Origin of the sequence: Moritella sp., from assembly GCF_033791185.1 — a bacterium.
In the GTDB taxonomy this organism is placed as follows: domain Bacteria; phylum Pseudomonadota; class Gammaproteobacteria; order Enterobacterales; family Moritellaceae; genus Moritella.
This window is the reverse complement of sequence record NZ_JASJHF010000272.1, coordinates 1-23,940: the sequence shown is the minus strand read 5'-3', so window position 1 is coordinate 23,940 and position 23,940 is coordinate 1. Positions and strand designations below refer to the sequence as shown.

General features: G+C 42.0%; 20 protein-coding genes. 6 read left to right on the top strand and 14 right to left on the bottom strand.

Annotated features, from left to right (window positions below; translation table 11 throughout):
- From QNK26_RS15480 to lnt, 4 genes are all read left to right on the top strand, one after another.
- Positions 1-883: PhoH family protein (locus QNK26_RS15480; protein WP_319224745.1), on the top strand; the 883-nt coding region annotated here is incomplete at its 5' end.
- Positions 880-1,341: an rRNA maturation RNase YbeY gene (gene ybeY / locus QNK26_RS15475; protein WP_319224743.1), complete on the top strand. Its 462-nt coding sequence runs from the start codon at positions 880-882 to the stop codon at positions 1,339-1,341. The genes QNK26_RS15480 and ybeY, both read left to right, overlap by 4 nt.
- 42 nt (positions 1,342-1,383) lie before the next feature.
- Positions 1,384-2,268 (top strand): CNNM family magnesium/cobalt transport protein CorC, encoded by an 885-nt coding sequence (gene corC / locus QNK26_RS15470; protein ID WP_319224740.1) that lies wholly within the window; start codon positions 1,384-1,386, stop codon positions 2,266-2,268.
- A 108-nt stretch (positions 2,269-2,376) separates the two neighbouring features.
- The gene (gene lnt, locus QNK26_RS15465; protein ID WP_319224737.1) at positions 2,377-3,870 is read left to right on the top strand and encodes an apolipoprotein N-acyltransferase; all 1,494 of its coding nucleotides are present in this window, start codon (positions 2,377-2,379) and stop codon (positions 3,868-3,870) included.
- A 95-nt stretch (positions 3,871-3,965) separates the two neighbouring features.
- Here lnt and QNK26_RS15460 read toward each other — a convergent pair whose 3' ends face one another.
- On the bottom strand, positions 3,966-4,340 hold the full coding sequence (locus QNK26_RS15460) for a SirB2 family protein (protein WP_319224735.1): 375 nt from the start codon (positions 4,338-4,340) through the stop codon (positions 3,966-3,968).
- A 191-nt stretch (positions 4,341-4,531) separates the two neighbouring features.
- On the opposite strand from QNK26_RS15460, the gene QNK26_RS15455 reads away from it, so the two are divergent.
- Complete coding sequence (locus tag QNK26_RS15455; protein ID WP_319224733.1) at positions 4,532-5,161, top strand: MBL fold metallo-hydrolase; 630 nt, start codon at positions 4,532-4,534, stop codon at positions 5,159-5,161.
- 102 nt (positions 5,162-5,263) lie between these two features.
- Here the strand turns inward: QNK26_RS15455 and QNK26_RS15450 are convergent, their stop codons facing one another.
- The 6 genes from QNK26_RS15450 to QNK26_RS15425 all read right to left on the bottom strand — a co-directional run bounded on the left by QNK26_RS15450 (position 5,264) and on the right by QNK26_RS15425 (position 14,043).
- Positions 5,264-5,848 carry a DJ-1/PfpI family protein gene (locus QNK26_RS15450; RefSeq protein ID WP_319224731.1) on the bottom strand — a complete coding sequence of 195 codons (585 nt, stop codon included), beginning with the start codon at positions 5,846-5,848 and terminating at the stop codon, positions 5,264-5,266.
- Between the two features lie 6 nt (positions 5,849-5,854).
- The gene (locus QNK26_RS15445; protein ID WP_319224729.1) at positions 5,855-6,490 is read right to left on the bottom strand and encodes a bifunctional 4-hydroxy-2-oxoglutarate aldolase/2-dehydro-3-deoxy-phosphogluconate aldolase; all 636 of its coding nucleotides are present in this window, start codon (positions 6,488-6,490) and stop codon (positions 5,855-5,857) included.
- A complete protein-coding gene (locus QNK26_RS15440; protein WP_319224728.1) occupies positions 6,480-7,442 on the bottom strand; it encodes a sugar kinase in 963 nt (320 codons plus the stop codon). Before QNK26_RS15440 ends, QNK26_RS15445 begins: the two co-directional genes overlap by 11 nt.
- Positions 7,443-7,730: 288 nt before the next feature.
- Positions 7,731-10,832, bottom strand: a complete 3,102-nt coding sequence (locus QNK26_RS15435) for a chondroitinase family polysaccharide lyase (RefSeq protein ID WP_319224726.1) — start codon at positions 10,830-10,832, stop codon at positions 7,731-7,733.
- A gap of 57 nt (positions 10,833-10,889) precedes the next feature.
- Complete coding sequence (locus QNK26_RS15430) at positions 10,890-13,067, bottom strand: autotransporter domain-containing protein (protein ID WP_319224724.1); 2,178 nt, start codon at positions 13,065-13,067, stop codon at positions 10,890-10,892.
- A gap of 40 nt (positions 13,068-13,107) precedes the next feature.
- Complete coding sequence (locus tag QNK26_RS15425; protein WP_319224721.1) at positions 13,108-14,043, bottom strand: outer membrane beta-barrel protein; 936 nt, start codon at positions 14,041-14,043, stop codon at positions 13,108-13,110.
- A gap of 449 nt (positions 14,044-14,492) precedes the next feature.
- Between QNK26_RS15425 and QNK26_RS15420 the strand changes: the two genes are divergently transcribed.
- Positions 14,493-16,979 (top strand): hypothetical protein, encoded by a 2,487-nt coding sequence (locus QNK26_RS15420; RefSeq protein WP_319224719.1) that lies wholly within the window; start codon positions 14,493-14,495, stop codon positions 16,977-16,979.
- A 132-nt stretch (positions 16,980-17,111) separates the two neighbouring features.
- Here the strand turns inward: QNK26_RS15420 and QNK26_RS15415 are convergent, their stop codons facing one another.
- From QNK26_RS15415 to QNK26_RS15385, 7 genes are all read right to left on the bottom strand, one after another.
- Entirely contained in the window at positions 17,112-18,860 is a 1,749-nt protein-coding gene (locus QNK26_RS15415; protein ID WP_319224717.1) for a DUF4955 domain-containing protein, read from the bottom strand.
- Positions 18,861-18,968: 108 nt separating this feature from the next.
- Positions 18,969-20,018, bottom strand: coding sequence for a glycoside hydrolase family 105 protein (locus QNK26_RS15410; RefSeq protein ID WP_319224715.1), 1,050 nt, complete (start codon positions 20,016-20,018; stop codon positions 18,969-18,971).
- Positions 20,019-20,028: 10 nt separating this feature from the next.
- A complete protein-coding gene (gene kduD, locus QNK26_RS15405) occupies positions 20,029-20,784 on the bottom strand; it encodes a 2-dehydro-3-deoxy-D-gluconate 5-dehydrogenase KduD (RefSeq protein ID WP_319224711.1) in 756 nt (251 codons plus the stop codon).
- An 88-nt stretch (positions 20,785-20,872) separates the two neighbouring features.
- Positions 20,873-21,703 (bottom strand): 5-dehydro-4-deoxy-D-glucuronate isomerase, encoded by an 831-nt coding sequence (kduI, locus tag QNK26_RS15400; protein ID WP_319224709.1) that lies wholly within the window; start codon positions 21,701-21,703, stop codon positions 20,873-20,875.
- Between the two features lie 99 nt (positions 21,704-21,802).
- On the bottom strand, positions 21,803-22,951 hold the full coding sequence (nagA, locus tag QNK26_RS15395) for an N-acetylglucosamine-6-phosphate deacetylase (protein ID WP_319224706.1): 1,149 nt from the start codon (positions 22,949-22,951) through the stop codon (positions 21,803-21,805).
- Position 22,952: 1 nt separating this feature from the next.
- The gene (agaF, locus tag QNK26_RS15390) at positions 22,953-23,399 is read right to left on the bottom strand and encodes a PTS galactosamine/N-acetylgalactosamine transporter subunit IIA (RefSeq protein ID WP_319224704.1); all 447 of its coding nucleotides are present in this window, start codon (positions 23,397-23,399) and stop codon (positions 22,953-22,955) included.
- Between the two features lie 45 nt (positions 23,400-23,444).
- A partial coding sequence (locus tag QNK26_RS15385; RefSeq protein ID WP_319224702.1) for a PTS system mannose/fructose/sorbose family transporter subunit IID occupies positions 23,445-23,940 on the bottom strand: 496 nt, incomplete at its 5' end.

Sequence of the window (23,940 nt, the reverse complement as noted above, 5' to 3'; positions counted from 1 at the left end):
TCAAAATAATCAATTCCATATTACCGGTAATCCAGTTAATGCCCACAGTTGCATGGATATTCTTCGTGACCTTTATGTTGAAACCCAGCCAGTAAAAGGCCAAGTAACTGACATTGAGCCCGAAAAGATCCACTTAGCAATCCAGGCATGCCGATTGCTCGACCCTGAACCGGAATCAAAACAGCAAGTAGCCAGCTTTGATACTGTGATTAAAACCAAACGCGGCACAATTAAACCGCGTGGTGACAATCAAGCCAATTACATTGCCAATATTTTAACCCATGATATTACCTTTGGTATTGGCCCTGCAGGTACAGGTAAAACCTATCTAGCTGTAGCCGCTGCCGTGGATGCGTTAGAACGTCAAGAAGTGCGTCGTATATTACTGACTCGCCCCGCTGTTGAAGCTGGCGAAAAGTTAGGTTTTCTACCAGGCGATTTAAGCCAGAAAGTTGACCCTTACTTACGGCCATTATATGACGCGTTATTTGAGATGCTAGGTTTTGAAAAAGTGGAACGTTTAATTGAGCGTAATGTCATAGAAATTGCACCACTTGCCTATATGCGTGGTCGTACACTCAATGATGCATTTATTATTTTAGATGAGAGCCAAAACACCACCATTGAACAAATGAAAATGTTTTTAACCCGTATTGGCTTTAATTCCAAAACGGTAATAACTGGCGATATAACTCAAGTCGATTTACCCAAACACATTACCTCTGGCTTGCGCCATGCAATGGCTGTACTTGAACCAGTAACCGACATTAGTTTTAATACTTTCATTTCCAATGATGTGGTGCGCCACCCTGTTGTAGCAAAAATTGTCGATGCTTATGAAAATTTTGAAAATAGCATTGCCCGTAAGGATAAAGACCAATGACTACCACGTTAGATTTACAGATTGCGACTGAAGATGAACAGCAATTACCAACAGAACTGCAATTTACAACTTGGCTAAATGCGGCGGTTAAACTGTTTCAAGAGAGCGCCGAAGTGACTATACGCATTGTTGACAACGCAGAAAGCCAACAATTAAATAGCGATTACCGTGGCAAAGACAAACCTACTAACGTACTGTCGTTTCCATTCGAAGTTCCAGAAGGCATTGAATTAGACCTGCTTGGTGATTTAATCATCTGCAAACAAGTTGTTGAGCGTGAAGCGCTTGAACAACAAAAGCCGCTGACCGCACATTGGGCGCACATGGTTATTCATGGAACTTTACATTTACTCGGCTATGATCATATTATCGATGAAGAAGCCGACGAAATGGAAGCTTTAGAAACCGAAATTATGCTAAAACTCGAATTTGAAGACCCCTATATTACTGAAAAGTAATATTAATACCATTAACCTTACTTAACTTAGGTACAACAAACTATGAACGACGACAAACCTCACTCGACAAGCGGTTCATCAAAAAAAGGTTTTTTTGAGAAATTCTCTCAATTATTCCAAGGTGAGCCGAAAAACAGAGAAGAGCTTGTAGAAGTTATCCAGGATGCAGAAAATCGCGAACTGATCGATCAGGACACAAAGGATATGATTGAAGGTGTGCTCGAAGTCTCAGGACTGAAAGTACGCGACATTATGATCCCACGCTCACAGATGATTACTATCGATAAGAGCCAAGGGGTAGATCAATTTTTACCGATTATGATTGACTCTGCGCACTCGCGCTTTCCAGTCGTCAATGAAGATAAAGATCATATTGAAGGGATCTTGTTAGCCAAAGATCTGCTTAAATTTGTGTTTGCTGGAAAATCAGATGATTTTGAATTGTCATCAATATTACGCCCAGCAGTTGTTGTACCAGAAAGTAAACGTGTTGATAAACTCCTCAAAGAGTTCCGTTCTGAACGCTATCATATGGCCGTTGTGGTCGATGAATTTGGTGGTGTATCAGGCCTTGTTACCATTGAAGATATTCTCGAAGAGATCGTTGGTGAGATTGAAGACGAATTCGATGAAGACGAGTCAGCACAAGAAGATATTCGTCGTATTAATAAAAGTGTATTCTCAGTACAAGCATTAACACCCGTTGATGATTTTAATGATTACTTCTCATCAAGCTTTAACGATGACGAAGTGGATACCATTGGCGGTATGATTGCCCATGCATTTGGTCATTTACCAGAGCAAGGTGAAATCATCACTGTTGACGGTTTCCAATTTAAAGTCATTTCTGCTGACCGCCGTCGTATCATTCAATTGCAAGTGAAGGTACCTGAAGCACAGCAGGATCGCTTAGCTGAATCCGCTTAACCGTCACAGTGACAGGTTACTCCGCTTGTCGCTGTAAATCGCACCAAGGAATAACCTATCAAATCACTGATTCATAAAATAAGTGCGCCACTGACTGGCGCACTTAGCGTGTTTGCTTTTGCCCCGTTTGATTACAGCATTAGCTTATACGTTTCATTATTTTGCCTACTCTTTATTCTCGACAATAAATCAGCAAAACACGCCGCTGGATATGGTTTTCTGTGGGGACTCGGTTTCTTCATTGCCGGCATCCATTGGGTTGCTGTCAGTATCTTAGACTTTGGTGGGTTACCAATCCCAGTGGCGGTATTACTGGTCGTACTATTATGTGCTTATCTTGCTATATACCCAGCACTTTGCGCGTATCTGCTTAATCGCTTTACCTCACACTCATCATTACTGCGCTACTTTGTGGCTTTCCCGGCAATGTGGTTAATTACCGATTGGTTACGCGGTTGGGTGATGACCGGCTTTCCATGGCTACAGTTTGGTTATAGCCAAATGGATAACCCACTCGTTAGTTTCGCGCCAATACTCGGTGTTGAAGGCATCACACTCGCAGTCTGCTTAATTACCGCCAGCTTATACTATGCTTTCCGTGAACGTAAGTTCGTGCTACCTGTGATTGTGGTTGCTATTATCGTGAGCTCAGCCATGTCTTTAAAAGGCCTGCAATGGACCACACCAGAAGCCGTTAAATCAATAGCCTTAGTACAAGGTAATACCGATCAAGATGAAAAATGGTTACCAGAAAAACGCGCGGATATTCTCAATGAATACTTAACGCTCAGTTTAGATAATACCGATGCTGATATTATCATCTGGCCAGAGTCGGCTATTCCAGCATTAGAATTTCAAATTAAAAGCTATTTAGATTATGTAGCAGAATTAATGCGCGAAACGAATACCACGCTTATTACCGGTATTATTAACTACCAACGTGTGGACGATATCGATGAATATTACAATGCGGTGATCGTACTGGGCCAACCCGAACAAGATGCCAATCACTCGCCAGTGAATGACCGTTATTACAAGAATAAATTGTTACCGATTGGTGAGTTCGTGCCATTTGAAGATCTGTTAAGACCCATAGCACCACTCTTCAACTTGCCTATGTCCTCATTCCAGCGTGGTGGTGAAGAACAATTAAACTTAGCCGCCAGTAATGTCCATATTGCCACCGCAATTTGCTATGAAATTGCGTTCAACCAAACCTTAGTGAAAACGGTAACGCCTGATACCGGCTTTATTTTAACGGTAAGTAACGATGCTTGGTTTGGTACTTCGATTGGTCCTAATCAACATTTAGAGATCGCACGTATGCGGGCATTTGAATTCCAACGCCCGGTGATCCGCAGTACCAATACCGGTATTACCGCGATATACGATGCTCAAGGTCAAGAACTTGGCCGCATACCGCAATTCGAAAAAGCAGTATTACGCGCACAAGTAGCACCTTATCAAGGCACAACACCGTTTAACCGTTATGGTAATACCCCGTTATTAATACTCGCATGGCTATTATTTACCTCGGTACTTGGCCATCATTTCGTGAGCAAGAAAAAAGCCGCTAAAAGTCAGGTTAAAACCTCAGTATAAATAACAGCACAACCACACCTCAATAAAAATGGCACCTAAACAGGTGCCATTATTCTTATGCATGATCGATATCCCTCGACAACAAAATTCAGCCGCTAGATAAATATCGCCACTTTAGTTTTAGCGATATAAAAAATAGTCACAAAAAATAACATCGTCACCGCGATGCAGAACTGGCGTATTTTTAAATTCATCTTAGGTTTAAACGCTAACATCGCAAAGCCAACGTAAACAAATAACAGCACGAACTTCTCTGTGACCCAAGCATCAATAAATGGATATTGATTAATCGCCACGCACAACGCAAAACCAGACAAAATAAGCACTAAGTTCAGCACTTTATGGATCTTAAATAAAATTACATTGTTAATATATTCTGAACCTTTAATCGCCCAAAATGTACGTAATGCAAAACTTAACAAGCTAATCAAGAGTAACGCAAGATGCGCTTTCAGCAATAATGGATACATAATAATTCCGTTAACAGGATAGAAATAACAATGGTTATGATAACTAGCAGTCAAAAATCTGTTTTGACCCAGATCATAACTTAACAATACCGTAACAACTTAGACCATATACTCTTGTCTTACAAATCGGTAAACTAGCGCAACTATATATAGCTAAACAAACACGACTATCTAGCCAAGAGAGATAAGCAATGCAAGTTAAAGTCATTCCAGTTACGCCTTTTGAACAAAATTGCAGTCTATTAATCTGCCCTGAAACCAAGAAAGCCGCGATCGTTGACCCCGGTGGGGACATTGATAAGATTCTTAGCCAAGTAAAAAAACACGGTGTAGAAGTAGAGAAGATCTTGCTAACCCATGGTCATATGGATCACGTTGGCGGCACTGAAGCTCTTGCAGAAGCATTACAGGTATCAATTGAAGGCCCACATATTGCCGACAAATTTTGGTTAGATCAATTACCGATGCAAGGACAAATGTTTGGTTTTCCAGAAGTACCGCCATTTGAACCACAGCGCTGGCTAGAACACGGCGATATCATTACATTTGGTAACCAGCAATTAACTGCACTCCACACACCAGGGCATACTCCTGGTCATGTGGTATTTAATCACGTAGAGACTAAACAAGTTATTGTCGGTGATGTATTATTCAGTGGATCTATAGGTCGTACTGATTTTCCACAAGGCTGCTTTAATACCTTAATGACGGCGATCAAAGGCCAGTTATGGACATTACCAGAAGAAACCGTATTCTTCCCTGGGCATGGACCAACGTCAACGATCGGTCATCAAAAAAGAACCAATCCGCACGTAAGATAACAGCTAAATTAACCAATAAAAAAGCCTAAACATAGGTTTAGGCTTTAACTTATTGGAGTATGATTAGTACTTAATTAACCCTGAAAATTGTTAATTAAGTAGTTAAAATTCGGTGTCTAGATAGATATGGTCTGCTTGCCAGTAAACTTTTTCTTGGTTCTCTGCAAGTACCATTTTAGCGACAGTAAAGGCAAAATCAAAACTCACCCCCAGACCTTTGCCTGAGATGAATTGACCGTCAACAACCACTTTTTTATCCACAAATTGACCATCTGCAAATTTCTTATGCAAACCGCCACCCGTGGTATATTTATGTTTACCCAATAGGTTATTTGCAGCCAGAACCTTCGCACCCGACGAGCATAATGCACAAATATATTTATCTTCTTTCATGTGACGCTTAATAAAGTCAATCACCATCGAATTTGCAGATAAATTGTCTGTACCTTTCGGTCCTCCAGGCATCATGATCGCATCATAAGTCTGCGCTTGTTTTTCAGCAAGCGTATAGTCTGCACTGATACGGGTTTCAAAATACGTCTCTAATGCCGTTGTTTCCATACAAGAAAGTACATCAACTTTAATGTCTAAACGACGCATGATATCAATGAAAACAACCGCTTCACCTTCTTCAAATCCGTCAGCTAATAATACCGCAACGTGTTTTTCAATTTGAGGGTTCATCATGCCACCTTATGCTTTAACCAGCTTGCAAGTATCAACCGCATTCTTCGCAATCGTATCCCAGTCATGGTCACGAATAGCCGCAGTCGTTGCGATCCAGCTACCGCCACACGCAACAACTTGTGGTACAGCAAGGTATTCCATTACATTCGATGGTTTGATACCGCCTGTTGGCATAAGTTTAATTTGGCTATAAGGTCCAACTAATGCTTTTACCATATTAACGCCACCCGATGCTTCTGCAGGGAAGAATTTAACCACGTTAATACCAAGCTCTAATGCTTGCTCAATTTGACTTGGGTTATTAATACCAGGGATAATTTTAATGCCATTTTCAATACAGTAATTCACTGTTGTTGGATTAAACCCAGGACTAATAATAAAATCGGCACCCGCAGCTACGGCTTCATCAACTTGTGCAATTGTTAATATTGTACCAGCGCATAAAATCACATCAGGGAAAGCTGCGCGGATGCGACGAATAGATTCAGCAGCGGCAGCGCTACGGAACGTAATTTCTGCTGCAGGCAAGCCGTTCTCAGATAATACTTCGACTAACTTTACTGCGTCATCTGCATTTTCAATTTGGATAACAGGCATTACAGCCAATGCTGATAATTTATCAATTAATTCATTATTTATCATTTTCAATTCTCATTCTAGTAATTAAATGTTGCATAAATTCTGTCGGTATTACAGCGCCTTTATATTGAATGACTTGACCAGCAAGACCATTGCCCCAGTCACAGCAATCCGCCATTGACTGTTCTGCACACCAAGCAGCAAGATACGCCGCGTTAAATGAATCGCCAGCCGCTGTGGTATCAACAACCAGCTCTATTTTATTTGTTGTAACTGTGCCTTGTTGACCTGCATGTGACCACATCGCACCTGCACTGCCTAGCTTCACCACAACCTGTTCAATACCAAAGTTATGCAAACGTTTCGCTATAACTGTCGCCTCAGTATTTTGAGTGCCTAACAGCAGGTCTTCATCATCCCCTGTTACCAGCGCTATATCACTCAACTGATAGAGTTTATCTAGCCACTGCTGAGCATGTGCAGGGCTTTGCCATAATCGTGGACGGTAATTAGAGTCAACTGCGATTTTAACCCCAGCTTGCTTTAACGTAGCTAATGACGCCAATAATTTTAGCTTACTACTATCAGGCAAAATGGCTAACGAAATACCCGATAGATAGATCAGATCGGCATCAACTAAGCTGGCCATGTTCAGCTCAAACTGTGCATGTTCACACATATAACGTGCTGCAGAATCATTGCGCCAATAACTAAATGTACGCTCGCCAGTTGCATCAATCGCAATGGCATACAATCCTGGGATCTTCGTTTCATCTAAGGTTACTAAGCTGGTATCTATTCCTTCATTACGCCAAGCAGAGAGCATCGATTGACTATATTGGTCAACACCTAAGCCTGTCATATATTGCACTGAAACACTCGGCTGTAAGCGCGAGAGATAAACTGCAGTATTAAGTGAATCACCACCAAAGTTCTGTTGTTGAGATTCAAACGGCTTACCGCTCAACTCAATCATGCATTCACCAATAATGGCTATTTTTTTATGTTTTTTCATCAGACCCTTACTCAACGGTAATACCTTCATTATCGTGCTATCAAACTGCCACAACGAATTAAGACACTTGATTCATATTTCACAGCGCAGGTAACGAAAACAAAATCTTTCGAATACTTTCAATCAATACTATTCGAAAGCCGGCAAAAATAAATAGAGCTAGATCACAAAGTATTTCATCTTGTAGCTAAAGAGGGGATTAAATTAATCGAACAGCGTAGAAATACAGGATCTAAGTATGAAGTGTGGGGCAGGTAGCAACCGACCCCACATTGTTGATGGTTATCGTTATTTTTGCTTTTTGAGCGTCACTTGCTGGGGAATACCAAAGTAACTTACAAATGTTAAAGATGTATTATCACCTGATACACTCACTGCAACCTGATCATTTTCGGTCATAACCTCCCAACGACCTTGAATAACAACAGGTACATTCGTTGGCTTAGCCGCGGTATAACGCGTCATATTCAAATCAGGTGTCACGCCACTGATGTTAATAATGTCTTCACTCACTTGTCGGGTCATGACAATAGATGGTTTTGACATGCTAACAACCAAACCTTCTGCAAAACTGCTGCTAGAGAAAGCGCTATACGCGGTTGTTTTGGTTTCGTTATCATAAATAACATGAGCATTATCATCTTTTTGTAATACTTGATAAGGCTTGTTACCCGCGCTTACTTCTAGTGCAATACGCGCCATCGATTCCGGCGTCGCATCGAGTATGGTTAAGTACTCATAATCAGCATCATCCGGAGCATCACCATGATTTAGCCAAGCAACAGTAAAGTCACCTTCAGTTGGTTTTTTACTTTGATTATGCGCTGATTTTTGATGCTGACGGCGTACTTCAAGTTCGCCATCACTGACTAGCACATAACCATTGCCTTGACCGTCAATTAGCCAATCGCCTTTCGTCAGTGCCGCTTGATAAGGGAAGGCATCAATTTCAGTGCCGTTCACCCATATACTGTTCGACTTAGGCGTGATCGCATGCTGGAACAGTGTCGTTTCAGTATTAAAGCCATCACTACTGCTCTCGATATTACTGCCTAGCATCACCACACGATTATTCACCGAGAAGGTCGTTTTAAGCATTGAGAAACTACTGTCAAATTTCGCCATTGATGGCGCTTGGTGTTTAAACGCAAACATACCATATTTACCATCTAAACTTGATGCGCCACTAAATGCTTGGTTACCACGTAACATCAAGGTATGGGTATTCGGACTTTCAAGTTGCTCTAATGGTAAATGTATTGTCGTGGCGCCGGGATTTCGATTCCAATCCCAACCCGCTTCAACAAAACCAATCTCAGCTTGCTTACCGTAAGGTACAATCTGTACTGCACCATGACTTTGATAACGACCGTAACGGTTATTACGATAATAAATTTCTGACGACCAAACATTACTGTTATAAGCCTTCATTGTCACCATCTTGTCTTGGTAGCGGTGAATACCAAAGGCCCCACCATTAAATGCCCAATACCCTTGCGGTAAGGTTTTCGGTTCCACACGTTCACCAAATAACGCCACCGACTGAGCGGCGGTTTTACCGGTTATTTGTAAATACGCTGCGGCAAGTTCATGATCGATTTTACCATCACCAGAAAGATCGCCAGACAGTGCTAACCAACGAAATGAATCTTGAAATACTGCTAATTTAGGCGGATTTAATGGGTGTCTGCCAGATAAACCTAATCCGACTTCAGGATTGCTATAAACCCACGCTGACATCATGGCTTTTTTCAGCGCTTGGCGCCCTTTTTCACCCACTTCATAAGGCGTGCCATTTAGCATATACACTAATTGTGCAGCATTTTTGAAAGCTGGGAATGAGTAGCCAGGATAGTTACCTTCATGTCGCCATGCGGTGCCGTCGGGGCGTAAACCATCATAACCACCGGGTGGTGTTTGTGATAACGCTAAATCAATATAAGAACCGAATTTTTGTAATAGTGCAACACGGCGATTAATATCGGGTTCGAGCATTAACAATGCTAAATGTTGACGTGATAGCGTATTAAAATAATCCAGATCAGAACTTTCTGGACCCGGTTTCATGTCAAAGTTAGCTTTAAATTCGCGCGAATACCACAGCAAAGCATCAAAAATCGGTTTACGTAATTCGTGCTCAGTTAATACATCTGACATTAACATCGCTGAAATATACCACCAGCGAGAACTGTAACCCCAATGGTGAGTTGTCACTAAAGAGCTACCGTCAACATAACCTTGGTCCAGAATATGCTCTGTCATTAACACATACATATCTTCAAGTTCTTGTTTCACTGCAGTGTCTTGCGAGTTGTTCCAAACGCGACCGATATTGAATAATAATGACGAATAATCAGCGAGAGTGACGTATTCCGCAAATAGCGGTTTATCTTCCGCTTTCATAAATTCAGGCTGATAAATAATCTTCTGTTTTCCGGTAATAATATGGCGACCAGATAAATTCCCCAAGCTATCACGCTTTATGTTTAGTGCTGTAAACGCTTTACGTAACGATGTCAGTTCACCATTCACTTTAAGCCCGCGATCAGCACTAATATTGGTAAACACATCCACTAATGATTTTTCAATTGATGCCGCAGCAGCAATCTCTTCCGTTGTCGCTATAACTGGGTGTCGTGGTAAATTAAAATCAATTTCAGGAATGTCATAACGGGTTTTAACTTGATCGTCAGACCATTGATAACGCGCATCATCGACAGATAACATCACTCGATCAATGTAGAAAGTACCATTATCAACACCGCGTGGCGCAGTAAAACGGATTGAATCCATATCACTGCGTACACCACCAGCGAAACTACTACTCCCCAACCCTTCACCGTCACTACTGTCTGTTGGTGCGATGCCTTCTACTTCACGGCCTTGGATATCATTCGCTAGTGATACGCCGACGGCACGCCAACCAGTAAAGTTCATATTCACCGAAAAGCCTGCATCTGCAGAGGTTGTCCCCGTTAAACCACGCCCCAAGTCGACGATAACATCATCATCAACCGCCGTTTCATTGTAAATCCAGAATGACAATACTTGGGTACTACTACGTCCCCAAGCTTTACGTGCTTGAGCATCAGTGATCAGGTTTATCGGCTGTTTAATAACAAAAGCACTGCCAGCACTCCAATCCCATTGCAGCGAGCGAGATCCCATAATATATCGGCGATCACTCATACTCAGCGTGGAACCTTGACGTGCTGTAATATTTTCATCAACCAGTTCAGAATTCAGAGGCAGGATCACCGACTCCATAATAGGAACTGTACTCGACTTTTCTTCGATAGCCCGAACTTGCTGCATATCCGCACAAGCAGTCAACCCGAGCGCTATGATTATGCTTAAAGATATTTGTTTTAATTTCATTGGTGTTTGCATGGAGTAACCTTACAAGAAAGCATGAAGCTTATGGAGTCGCCCCCATAAGCAATCAGATTAGAAGCGTTTAGTAGTCGTAATACCAACAACAAATTCACTATAATCATCACGTTGGTAATAATTAACACCTGCTGCAAGACTAAAGTTATTCTCCATTGCGAGATGACCATTTAGCTTAATTTCAATCATATCACCGCCCACTTGATCGCCTTCAACGACAATGCTATCACCCAAAGGATCCATCACTAATGTGGCACTTTCACGGAACACTTCATCACTATTGAGGTCTTTATAAGCCATCACAATAAATGAGGGCGTGAATATCCCCTGATCCACCTTAAACGTGGTAAACATGTTATAACCTAAGCCTAATTGTGCCGTGCTGTAGTCTTGACGGTCATAGCGTAGGCTTGCAGGAGATCCATGTTCTTCATAATCAGCGGTACGGATCCATTGATAATTATAAGCAATACGTGGCTCGAACTGCACCGCTTTCAAATCAAATTTCATACCCGCGATTAGTTGATAACCAACTTGCATCGAGTTGTATTCTGCTTTTGCGTGGATATCACCTTCATAACCAGTTGCACCGCCAATGGTACGTTCGCTGGTATTGCTATTACGCCCAATATTAATATTGCCATCAATAAAGTAAGTATCATCAAACCAGCCGCCATATACCATGCCTTGGAAACTATCGACTTCATTGGTATTGTTGCTGCCGTTAATATCAGCTGTTGAACGTGCGTAAGCCAAAGATGCACCGATTAAACGCTGTTTATCAAATACCCGGTCAAAACCAACATTGATACCATAAGTACTTAACGAGTATCCATTCATTGTCGCAGAGCTATCTTGTGAACCATTGCTATAGAGCAAATGACTCCACGCATTCCAGCCATTATTTGCCGTACCTAATGCACTTTGATTACGTAAAATATTAGTACGATCATCAACTTGACCACGCATTTTATCCACAACCATTAATGCTGCGCGTAGTTCACTACCTTCCGCGTCCGGCGTTATTTCATTCGCTAATTGGGCAGTCTGTTCTGCATCGGTTCCCGATGAAGCTAATAACGCTAACAATTCAGCTGACGCATCAGACCCTGTGCTGTTATGCTCATTCAGTGCAGAGTTAACCATATAGTTTGCAGTTGCAATTTCATTATTGGTACCACCGCCCTCGGCAACTAAGCTGACAAATTCATCCGCGCCGTCATAATTTACCGCATAACGTACAATCAGTTGATCATCTGATACCCCACCGTTAAACTCAGGACCAGAGGTTCCTAGCCAAGACTCATCAACCACTAATAACGGCGAAGCATCTAATGATGAACCACTACCTGCAGGAGTATCAGATCCGACAGTAACATTCTCTCCGTTCTTGATACCGCCTTCAGATTCGAGCAATACAATGTTTTGCCCTAAAATATCATTAACATTACTACCGGTATAAGAGAAAGTTACTTGGCTATCACTGCCAAATGTAGTCTGACCCGTAACCAGTAATAATGGATCATCTAGATTGCTCTGCTCACCGACCTTAAAGGTCATGGTAGCGTTATCTTTATTGGTATAATTTGCATCCCAAACTATGGTTGAAACTTGGGCGATTACTGTTAGGTTACCGTGATTTTCAATTTTATCGACACCTGTGATACTTTGCCCGTCAAAGGTCGCATCTGTTGCACCATAATTATTCGCAAAGTTTATTTTGTTACCTTCAACGCCATTACCAACAATATTACCGTCAATCGTACCTTCAACATCAATCCGCATTGAAGAGCTACTACCACTAAAGTCGATGGCATTTACCGCCCCGCTGACTGTCGAATCATCTTGAATATATATGCCTAAATTAGGGTTAGTCGGATTACTTTGAACAAAATCCCCCTCAATTAATATCCCCGTACCATTAGAGCTTATTACGTCATGACCCTTAGTATTAAGATTACCTGTAAACGTCGCATCATTGGTAACATGAATCCCGCTGGCGCCATCGGTTGCAACTAAAATATCGTTGGCAATATTATTTGTACCAAAGTTACCACCAGAAAAAACTAGACCATTGTCCAGTTGAACATTAATTTCATTCGTTGCTAGTACATTAATACACTCATTAATATCCACACAGTCTGTCTGCGCAAAAGTAATTTGTGGCACAAACAGATAGGAAGCAACTAACACAGATAACAAACCGGGTTTAAATTTTGGATTTATATACATCATCACTCTCAAAATAAATAGGTAAAAAACTTAGCAAAACAGCCTAAAATGCAGCGCGCACACCGAATTTCAGATATTTAGCTTGCCCATCCTCTTTGCCCATATTGAAACCCTCTTTATATTCGGTATCTTCAATATAATATTCAGCTTGTAATTGGAAGGTATCAGTCAATGGGTAGGCCAGTTGTAATGCATAACGAGAGGTTTTACTCATGGTTTTCGTGTGGTCGAAGGAAGCGCTGTCATACCAAGCTGACGTATCGCCATAGCCAAGTGGTAAACGAATATAAGGAGAGAAACTTAAGCCGAATGGCATTTTCCAATAATAATAGATACGTGCTTGTTGGCTCGATTTGTCATCCGTCAATCCCCAGGTATCTCCCTTATCACTGCGCTGACCAACATTATAATAAGACACTGTTAATCGTGAGCTATTAGCAAAGTAATAACGTACACCCGGTTCAATTTCCCATGACAGATAATTACTTTGCATATTACTATCTGGGGAATCATTAAATTTATCTGATGTTTGTTTATCTAAACTAAATTGTACCTCGCCCCAAATTCCCCAACTGTCATTAAAAGAATACAGATACTTGGTTTCTGCCATGTATTTTTCTAACACAATGCGCGTACCAGAGTTATACATAGTGGTATCTTTACGCAGATTAATACTGGGTTGGACCCAACCGCCATCAAAACGAAAACGGTAAGCAATATCGACATCGGCACGCTTATAGGTCTGGTCAGACTCATGCTCACGATCACGATAGCCCAAACTATAATACCAATTTGAACCGTCAGGATTTATCGTCATATCAAATCTAGGCCCTGAATAATTGTAATCAGAACCATAATCACCGGACTCATGGCTTAACGTGGCATTAATTTTTGCTGCACTTGCCGCGAAGGGCAATACCAAACTTAATAGTCCAACAGATACTACGCTGCCAGATATTTTAACAAAATCAGATTTCATGACGTTTTACGACTCCCTAACATTAAAACTCATAGGTTTACTTGGATTTTCAATGAGGTTGATTTTAATCATTTATGGTTAAATTTCTGTGAGCAACCCCCAAGTAATCGAAAGCAAACAAAGAAATTAGTAGGTAAGTGACAAAAATGTTTATTTAATATTGAACTTTTCAATTATTATAGAAAAAAGATGTTAAAATATAAATCAATCAATATTGACAATCAAAATCAATCACTTACGACAAATTACCGTACTTACATATATTTACACAACAAAGCACAGGTCACAAACCCATCAATAAATAGTATAATTTGGTTGATTTTTGTTTCATTTAACTCTTAAATCTTCATACAGAAAGAAAAAGAAAGCAAAAGAAAGGTCTGGCGAATTTACTTTCTCTATTCCTTGAAACAATTAATTCACAGATGAAATAATATTGGGTAGGAATCATGAAGAATACATTCAAGTATTGCGCTATTGCGTTAGCGATTAGTGCCGCACTCACAGGTTGTAATGATGAAAATACTGAGCAAGAGAATAACAATAATAACGGTAACCCTTATGTTATACCTATCGCCTCAAATGTAGTTATTTCTGGAGATAGCTATGTCGGTTCAACGTTAACAGGTGGATATAAATTTATTGATCCCAACTTCTCACCTCGTACTGAGGGCGCAAGTGGTTACGATTGGCGAGTTGATGATGGTGATCAAGACCTGAGCAATGACCTCAGCATAGGTAATCAACGTACTTTACTATTAGCAGACAGTGAATTAAATAAATCGCTGTATTTTTGTGTCACACCAAAAGCAACAGGCAGCAGTAATACCACAGGCGAAACGAAATGCTCGACACCAACCCTTATCGAAGCGGGTAATGGCAGTAAACCTGAGGTTAATAACGTTGCGCTTGATAACTCGACACCGACGGTAGGCGATCTGCTCACAGGCGATTATGACTACAGTGATCCAGAAGGTGATCCTGAAGGTATATCAACCTTCCGCTGGACTCAAGACGGTAATGACATCGCAGATGCAACACTGCAAACATTAATGCTGACCAATCAGCAAGAAACTAAAATCATCGAATTTTGTGTTACCCCCGTATCAACCAATCCAGATAACATAGATAACTCACCATTAATCGGGGATGAAGTCTGTGCAGCATCAGCAGCAGTATTAGCACTCGCAGGTGATCCACCAACCGCAACCAAGCCAACGATCACAGGTGAGCATACTGTCGGTTCAACACTGACCGCAGATTATAGTTATGCTGATGCGGACGGTGATCTTGAAAGTAACTCGACATTTAGTTGGACGAGTGATGGTTCTGAAGTTTCAACAACTAAAACCTATTCTTTACAAGGTAGCGATGTAGGTAAAACTATTATCTTCACCGTGACTCCAGTGGCAGGTACAGGTACTCCAACTGCAGGTGACCCAGTCCCTTCAGATGCAATTAACGATGTTACCGCACCTGTTGGCGACGTTCCGACCATTGTTTTAGACGCCATTGATAAAGGTGGTGTGACTTATCCCGAAGTTGGTGATGTGCTTGGTGGTAGTTATGCTTATACAGCATCAGGATCTAGCTCACCAGATGACTCAACTGCAGTTTGGAAAGCTGATAACGTGGTGATTGCCGGTGTTACTTGCACCACTGGTAGCCAATGTGATTTAACCCTAGCGGCAGAACATTATAATAAAAGTCTGACATATTGTGTAACGCCAAAAGCAGTAGATAGTCCAACAGGCGCTGAAGATTGTAGCGCAGCAGAGACAGTTTATGGTGTGGTTTTAAGCGGAACGCTAGAGTTTGGTAAAGAGTTAAATCTAGAAGTATCTGGTTATAATAATCCGACCATTGAGTGGCAAGTAGATGTCAGTAATATCCAAGGTCCTGCTGGCGATATAACTCCAACAACTCGTAACCTAGTTACCACCGGTGACGCAGCAAAAACATTCCTGATTGGTGATGAAGTCTATAAAAAAATCATAGACCCTGACAACGCTATCGACCATGACTTTAACGATGGTAATGGTAACGGTGGTAATGGCAATGGTATTATTGACGATGCGGATTGGGCGCAAGCTTCGTTAGCTGGTCACGTCACAATGGATAGTGGCTCAGCTGATACTAATACTGTCAATGGCGCTCATTATATTGGTAAAGATGCGTTTGTAACTATCACTTTCACTGAATCGGGTGTTACACCAATCACTTTAACTGCATCTGCAACCGCCGCCGTTACTGGTGGTGTTTATTATGATAAAGCAGATGTGACCAAACGTGGTATTGAACCAGTACGTGAACTAGCCTTTGGAACAGTGGTTTATCATCGTCCAATTACGTTAGCTGAAGCACACCATAATGCGGCAATTGGTTTTGGTGCCACAGTTGCTTATCCACGTTACACAAAGCCAGCAACAGGTATTGAGTGGGCCGTGTACCGCGCAGAAAAAGATCCAGCAGATAATCTACCGTTTAATAACTCAGATTACCCTGCGGTTGACTCTTGCTTAAATCTCTATGATGGAGCAGAAAATGACGTTTGGCACTTACCTGTGAGTCGTAGCGATGGTAGCTATGTTGCAAATGGTTACGTCGACCAGGGTAATAATCCACCAATGGCGGATGCAGATAAAAATAATACGTTAATCAAACTCAGTAACTCGATTAACAAAGCCGATAATGCACCAAAAGCCGGTCTTTTAGGTACCTATATTGACCGTACTACACCGAATCCGAAACTAAATTACACAGTCTCACCAACCACAGGGCGGATATTAAATGGTGATAGCGGTAGCACTGCACATTGGAGTGCTACGACAGATGGCACAGGTAAAACTAACTCAGTACTGTTTTACGAGGCTGGCGGTTCAGGTAACAATGCCCCAGTCAATGGCCGTTTTGTTTCTTGCGTTCGTGCTAAATAAACTTTAGTTAGATTAATAATCTAGATAATTAGTCAACTAAGTAATGACTAATAAAAAGGGATAGCACTTGCTATCCCTTTTCTATTTATTGGTATAGTAAAACTAAAGTGTTACGACATAATTTTAACTAATTTATTTCAACCACTCCGGTAAATACCCTAACCTACGCTCTACTTGTGCTTGATACAGCGATTGTGGATAAACAGACTCCCCCAGTGACTCAACATACGCCTGAGGCACAGCTAAAACCGGCTCAGGATACTTAGCATAGCCTTTATCATTGACATACTGCATATAACCTTGGGTATCACTGACGGTAATTGGCGCGCCATGAAAGCCAATCAAATACGGCATGATAATACGCCCAAACGAATTATCTTTACGCATTAATTCAAAATCTGACACTGGCTGACCGATATTGTTATAATTCCAATACACCAGTCCTTTCAGATGATTAGGTTGATTCATGATTGCTGCACCCCAGCGGCCATAAATCCAACCACCAGTTACATTATCAAACAAGTTCAAACGCGGTTGTGCGCCGTGTAAGTCTGATGATGTATTAGCATTAAACTTGGTTTTAAAGTGCACATTTGATGACGACATATGCGAAAAACCGGGTGCATGCCAAGCATTAGAATTGTCCGTCACATTCATCGACAAGTTATTAAACGAAAACTGCATCTGCACAGATAAATGTCCAGCATTGCCGTTAAGCTGAATATTTTTTAGTGTCGAGTTAGATGCAATAGTTAAGGATAAACCAGCATTAAAGTCGACCAACTCTAGATCTTGTGCCCAGCTATTGGCTACACGGTGATACTGCACTAAGCTCCAGGCACTATCATGGATCAGACCATCATCGGTTAACTTATGATGTTTAAACTCATGCTGCCAATTTCCGCGAATTGTCATATGTTCTAAACCGACATTTTCCAGCATATTAATTTTGCTTAACTGCCAATCATCCTGTGGGTCGACTTCTACTTGAATAGGGCTATAGAACTCGACTTGCTGACCATTAATCGCTTTAATTTGATGCAACTCTTGCAGGTTTAGTCCATTACGTAATTTAGTCCAACGATTTTCTAATTTATAGGGGGCTACTTGAGCCTGAATATAATCGACGCGTTTTACTGTCGCCGCTAATTTAACCCAATCACCAACCTTAAAATTGACACCGACAACATACTGCTTATTCAATTCGATTGACTTACTACTACCGGCAACATGTGCAGAGCTTACAGAGGCGATTACAGGTTGTTCAGGCAAGCCTTTATTCGCCGAGACAAAGTTAATCAACCGTGGTGTTGACCACATTTTATGCGGATCTTTTGGCAACAGAGGCTTGCGCATGAACAGTTCCGTTTTACCCTGCCCAGCACCACGTAATACGATATTACTTGTAGTGATATTAATCAGTTGCTGTGCTGCCACATCACTCTCTTCATTAATCAGCAATCGTCCGGCGGGAAAAGCGATAATAGCCGCCCGCGCATCTGCTGCTGAACTGCTTTTGGCGCCTGCTACATAAAGTTCAGCTTGCTTAATCGCGGCGATAATAGCTGCTTTATCACTTTTATCATCATTAGCAATGGCACCGAAATCTGTCACATTGAAGACTTTGTAAGTCGCACCATTAGGAGCTATATTACCGCTTGGTAGTGGTTGTTCACCACGTTGGTAACCCACATAGGAGAAGTTATTTAATACCGCATCACCTTTGTGCTTAGAGGCGGGATCATACAAGTCACTGTCTGCACTGCGCGATTCAGAAAACTGCTGCCAGTAGCGCGAGACATTTACCTGTTCTGCAGCAAGTTGAGCATGCATTACTAACGGACTTAAGCCCAATAATAAGCTGATACATTTATATTTCATCCATATTCCTCCAAATAAAACACCACCATAAGGCAAAAAAAAAAGCTGACTAAACAGAGTGTTTAATCAGCTTTATTAACTGGACTTATTAAGTGTACTTAACTGTAATTAGTCAGCTAAATGGGCAACTTCTGTTGCCGCGAGTAAGAAGGCACCAGCACCGTAATCGATGTTGTGCTCAAACTTCACGTCGCGTGGGTTAAATGCAGGTAATTGTACCCACCCCATCATGCCATTATCGTGGATAGCAGTTTGCAGTGCTGCCCAAGCTTTGTCTAATACCGGTAAGTAAGTCTCGCGATCTAATTCACCGTTATTAATCCCCCAAGCCAGGCCATAGCAGAACAGCGATGTTGCGCTGCTTTCAGGTGCTGGGAAGTTTTCTGGATCCAATAAACTCGTGCGCCAGAAACCATCTGTTTGCTGATATTTAATCACTTCCGCAGCCAGGTTTTTAAACAGGTCTAAATAACGGGCTTTATCAGCAAAGTCTTCCGGTAAGCGCGCCATCAAACGTGGTACAGATGCCAGTACCCAACCGATGCCACGGCTCCAGAATACTTTTTCGCCATTTGCTTCACGTAATTCGCCGCCATTCCCATCAGGGATATAACGGTGGTCACGATAGAAAAGACCCGTTTCTGGATCAAATAAATGCTCAACCGAATCCCAAAAAGCAACATTCATATAATCGAGATATTTACTGTCTCCCGTTTGCTGCGTTAAGGCTGCAAACGATGGCGGCGCCATAAATAGTGAATCACACCACCACCAGTCTTTACGACCTGGTTCTGGATTATCAACCATTAAATCTAAGGCTTTAACCGTAGAATCAAGCGCTTCTATTTGATCGACCACAGGGTATACATCAAGGTATGCCTGACAACAAATATGATCATCCGCAAAACGTGCATTAGGGCCCGTTCTAAAGCCGGTGTGCAGTGCATAATTCATCACACCTTCAAGGTATTCTGCATCATCCGTTGCTTTCCAGGCTGCTGACGAACAAGACCAAAATACACCTCGCTCCCAATCAGTATCTTTAATGAAACGCGTTTTACCACTACGGCGTACTACACTACGTGTCTGATTTTCCGCTTGATAACGATAGACACGTTTCATTGTATCTAAAACTTGTTGTTTAGTTCCAAAAGCCATAACGGACTCCTTAGCGTGCTAACCAACCACCGTCAACGGCGATTGTGTAACCATTGACATAATCACTTGCACTCGATGCAAGGAATACCGCAGGACCAGCCAGATCTTCAGGCGTACCCCAACGATCAGCAGGAATACGCTCTAAGATTGCTGCGTTACGCTCTGGATCAGCACGTAATGCTTCGGTGTTATCTGTTGCCATATAACCCGGTGCAATTGCATTTACGTTGATGTTGTACTGTGCTAATTCATTCGCCATTGCACGTGTTAGCCCCATCACCGCAGATTTACTTGCTGTGTAAGACGGTACACGAATACCACCTTGGAAAGACAACATTGAAGCGATATTAATGATCTTACCGCCTTCACCTTGTTTCACACATTGCTTAGCAACCGCTTGTGATAGGAAAAATACTGTTTTTTGGTTAATGCTGATCACATCATCCCAGTTCTTTTCAGAAAATTCTAAGAAGTCTTCACGACGGATAATACCGGCGTTATTTACTAAAATATCAACACGCCCCATTACTTCGACAGCTTCGCTAACAATGTTAGATACTTGATCTTGTTCCATTAAGTTAGCCGTGATGTAATGAAATTTACGACCTAACGCTTCAATTTTAGCTTGTGTTTCTGGTGCTGGTTGATGACCCACGCCGACAATATCAGCACCCGCTTGTGCAAGGCCTATCGCAGTGCCTTGACCTAAACCTGTATTACAACCCGTTACGATGGCAACCTTGCCTGATAAATCAAAAGAATTCATATCAACTTCCTAAATACAAAGTGACGGTAACCCCACGCGTCTGTTTCTGCGCACTGGTTACCGTAAAAAAGATAAATAACCGTACGACTTATTTCAGATCGCTCATCGCGATATGATCCATATCGTGGAATGTTTGGTTTTCACCCACCATGCCCCAGATAAAGGTATAAGCTGCTGTACCGACGCCAGAATGAATAGACCAACTTGGACTGATCACAGCTTGTTCATTACGAACCACAATGTGACGAGTTTCTTGTGGCTGGCCCATGTAATGGAATGCGATATTGTCATCTTTCATATCAAAATACAGATACACTTCCATGCGACGCTCATGCGTATGACACGGCATCGTATTCCACAAACTACCCGGTGCTAATTCAGTCATGCCCATCAATAGCTGGCAAGTTGGTAGCACGGCAGGGTGCAGGTATTTATAAATAGTACGTACATTACAGTTTTCTTGGTTACCCAGTGTTTCCGGAGAGGCTTCGTCACGTGTTATTTTACGCGTTGGGTAAGCCATGTGTGCAGGCGCACAGTTTAGGTAAAAGCGTGCTGGTTGTTCAGCATTAGCACTCAAAAATTGAATCTGTTGTGCGCCCTGACCCACGTATAGTGCTTCACGCGCCGCAATTTCATAAGTAACGCCATCAACAATAACAGAGCCAGCTTCACCAATGTTAATCACGCCTAGCTCACGACGTTGTAAAAAGAAATCAACCCCGATCTCTTTACCGCCTTCGAGTGCGACAGGTGCAGTTGTTGGTACGACCCCACCCACAATAATACGGTCGATATGACTGTAAGTAAGGTTGATTTGACCTTCTTGGAACATATCTTCAATTAAAAATTGTTCTCTTAGACCTGCTGTGTCTAGCTGTTTTGCATGATCGCTATGTATCGGTTGACGAATTTCCATTAAATAAACCTCTTAACTATTTACTATAAGCCATAACAAACACTGCCTGACTCCTAAGGATTAACTACTTACTTCTGCGATAAAAATCGCTCCGTGTCTTTAAGCTTGATAAGCCCAGATACCTTTAATCAAGGTGCTCTGTACTTGTAATTCTTTATTCATGATTGTAAAGCTAGCGTCCATACCCACGACAATAGAGCCGATACGATCTGCTAAACCTAAATAATTTGCCGGTACTGAGCTGGCCATTTGCACAGCTTCCCATGCAGGAACACCTGAAGCGAATACCATATTTCGAACCGCTTGATCTAAACTACATGTACTACCCGCGAGCGAACCATCCTCAGTACGGGCTTCACCATTTTTAACATTGACGATTTGTGCACCTAGCTGATAAGGACCATCTTCAAGTCCACCAGCGCGCATACAATCGGTAATTAGCGCTATGTTTTTATAGCCTTTCATCCGATATGCAAGCTGCATCATTACGGGGTTGACATGAATACCATCGGCAATAATTTCAGCTAACATGTCATGATAAAGTACCGCGCCACAGCAGCCTGGTTCACGGTGGTGTAAACCACTCATGCCATTAAATAAATGCACACCACAATCAGCACCAAGCTCGAATGCTTCTGTCACTTGAGCGAAATTGGCATTGGTATGAGCCACAGATGTTTTAATATTGTTGTCTGTTAACCATTTAATGGATGCCATTGCATCATCGGCTTCTGGTGCAATAGCCACACGTAACAATGATTCACCAGCTACCGCTTTTAATTGTTCCAATTCACCATCTTCAGGAGACTTTAATAATCGACTTGGATGTGAGCCTCGGTGGCGTTCGGTAAAATAAGGACCTTCTAAGAAACTGCCTAATAACTCAGCGCCTTGGTCTTGCCCAACTTCAATATAACTGCGCATTTTAGTTAACGACGTAATAATATCTTGCCAAGGTGCTGTCACCGTCGTACCAACCCACGCTGTAACACCTGTAGCAGGTAATGCTTGGGCAATACCATCAAGCGCTGCATCCGTTGCATCCATCACATCATGGCCGTGACGGCCATGAATATGAATATCAACAAAGCCTGGCATCAACGTTTGTCCCGCTAAGTTAATAACCTCACAATCCGTTGGCACTGTTGTAGTGATCTCGGCAATCTTGCCATCTTCCACCACAACAACCTGATTTAACTCAATCCCATTCGGGGTATAAACTTCATCTGCTACCAACGCAAAACGCATGTTATAAACCCTCTTCATCACATTCATCAGCCGTCATAGAAGCCATTGCCACTTCTAACTCTTTACGCATATCTTTAATACATGAGTGACCAATATCTAATACAATCTCAACCAATTCACTTAATTCAACGTCATCACGTTCAAATGCCGCATTCGCTATCATGGGTAAATTAGCACCCGCAATTATTTCCACTAATGGGGTATCCATCATGATCGCAGAGGCGCGATTTGACGGTGAACCACCAGGAATATCGGTAAGAAATAACACACCTTCACCGCTATTTACTGCTGCAGCGGCTGCACGTAATTCCGCTTCTAGATCATCTGTTGACATCGTCTCAACAAAATCAACAAATTTCATTTGCGCTTGCTCACCCGCAATTGCGCGTACCGCTGACTGAACACCGGATGCAAAGTTAATGTGTCCCGAAACTACAATACCAATCATAATCAAACCCTTAAAAGTTGGGAGAAACAAACTTCTCCCAAAATATTACAGAATACCGATAGCGTGGCCAATAACACCAGCTGCTAAGGTAGAGAAGATAAGTACCGGTGGTTTAGCCCAGAAGCCTGTGCCTTTCACCATCTTCAGCATAAAGAATACCAGTGCCAGCGGCAGAATATTTGGCATGATCTTATCGAACAATGCCGTTTGTAATTCAACACTTGCCCCACCAAGTTCAGCCGTCAGGGTTGTTTCAACTTTAATGAATGTCGCCGATAGCGCACCAATCACAAAGATACCCATGATGTTTGCAGCTTTTGCGAGTTTTTCAGTTGTATCACTCATGCTCACCATGGCAGCGGTACCCGCTTTATAACCCATGAACATCAACCCAAAGTAAGCGAAGAAATGCGCAGTTTGGTATAAGAAGAAAAATACAAACGGACCAGCAATAGAACCTTCCAGTGCAATGGATGCACCTAACGCCAGTGTTAATGGCATAATAGTCATGTGATCAAGCGCATCACCAATACCACCAGTT

Bases quoted from the DNA above. Each gene is read 5' to 3' on its own strand.
- ybeY (WP_319224743.1), top strand. From the start codon at position 880: ATGACTACCACGTTAGATTTACAGATTGCGACTGAAGATGAACAGCAA.
- corC (WP_319224740.1), top strand. From the start codon at position 1,384: ATGAACGACGACAAACCTCACTCGACAAGCGGTTCATCAAAAAAAGGT.
- QNK26_RS15460 (WP_319224735.1), bottom strand. From the start codon at position 4,340: ATGTATCCATTATTGCTGAAAGCGCATCTTGCGTTACTCTTGATTAGC.
- QNK26_RS15455 (WP_319224733.1), top strand. From the start codon at position 4,532: ATGCAAGTTAAAGTCATTCCAGTTACGCCTTTTGAACAAAATTGCAGT.
- QNK26_RS15450 (WP_319224731.1), bottom strand. From the start codon at position 5,848: ATGATGAACCCTCAAATTGAAAAACACGTTGCGGTATTATTAGCTGAC.
- QNK26_RS15445 (WP_319224729.1), bottom strand. From the start codon at position 6,490: ATGATAAATAATGAATTAATTGATAAATTATCAGCATTGGCTGTAATG.
- QNK26_RS15440 (WP_319224728.1), bottom strand. From the start codon at position 7,442: ATGAAAAAACATAAAAAAATAGCCATTATTGGTGAATGCATGATTGAG.
- QNK26_RS15435 (WP_319224726.1), bottom strand. From the start codon at position 10,832: ATGCAAACACCAATGAAATTAAAACAAATATCTTTAAGCATAATCATA.
- QNK26_RS15430 (WP_319224724.1), bottom strand. From the start codon at position 13,067: ATGATGTATATAAATCCAAAATTTAAACCCGGTTTGTTATCTGTGTTA.
- QNK26_RS15425 (WP_319224721.1), bottom strand. From the start codon at position 14,043: ATGAAATCTGATTTTGTTAAAATATCTGGCAGCGTAGTATCTGTTGGA.
- QNK26_RS15420 (WP_319224719.1), top strand. From the start codon at position 14,493: ATGAAGAATACATTCAAGTATTGCGCTATTGCGTTAGCGATTAGTGCC.
- QNK26_RS15415 (WP_319224717.1), bottom strand. From the start codon at position 18,860: ATGAAATATAAATGTATCAGCTTATTATTGGGCTTAAGTCCGTTAGTA.
- QNK26_RS15410 (WP_319224715.1), bottom strand. From the start codon at position 20,018: ATGGCTTTTGGAACTAAACAACAAGTTTTAGATACAATGAAACGTGTC.
- kduD (WP_319224711.1), bottom strand. From the start codon at position 20,784: ATGAATTCTTTTGATTTATCAGGCAAGGTTGCCATCGTAACGGGTTGT.
- kduI (WP_319224709.1), bottom strand. From the start codon at position 21,703: ATGGAAATTCGTCAACCGATACATAGCGATCATGCAAAACAGCTAGAC.
- nagA (WP_319224706.1), bottom strand. From the start codon at position 22,951: ATGCGTTTTGCGTTGGTAGCAGATGAAGTTTATACCCCGAATGGGATT.
- agaF (WP_319224704.1), bottom strand. From the start codon at position 23,399: ATGATTGGTATTGTAGTTTCGGGACACATTAACTTTGCATCCGGTGTT.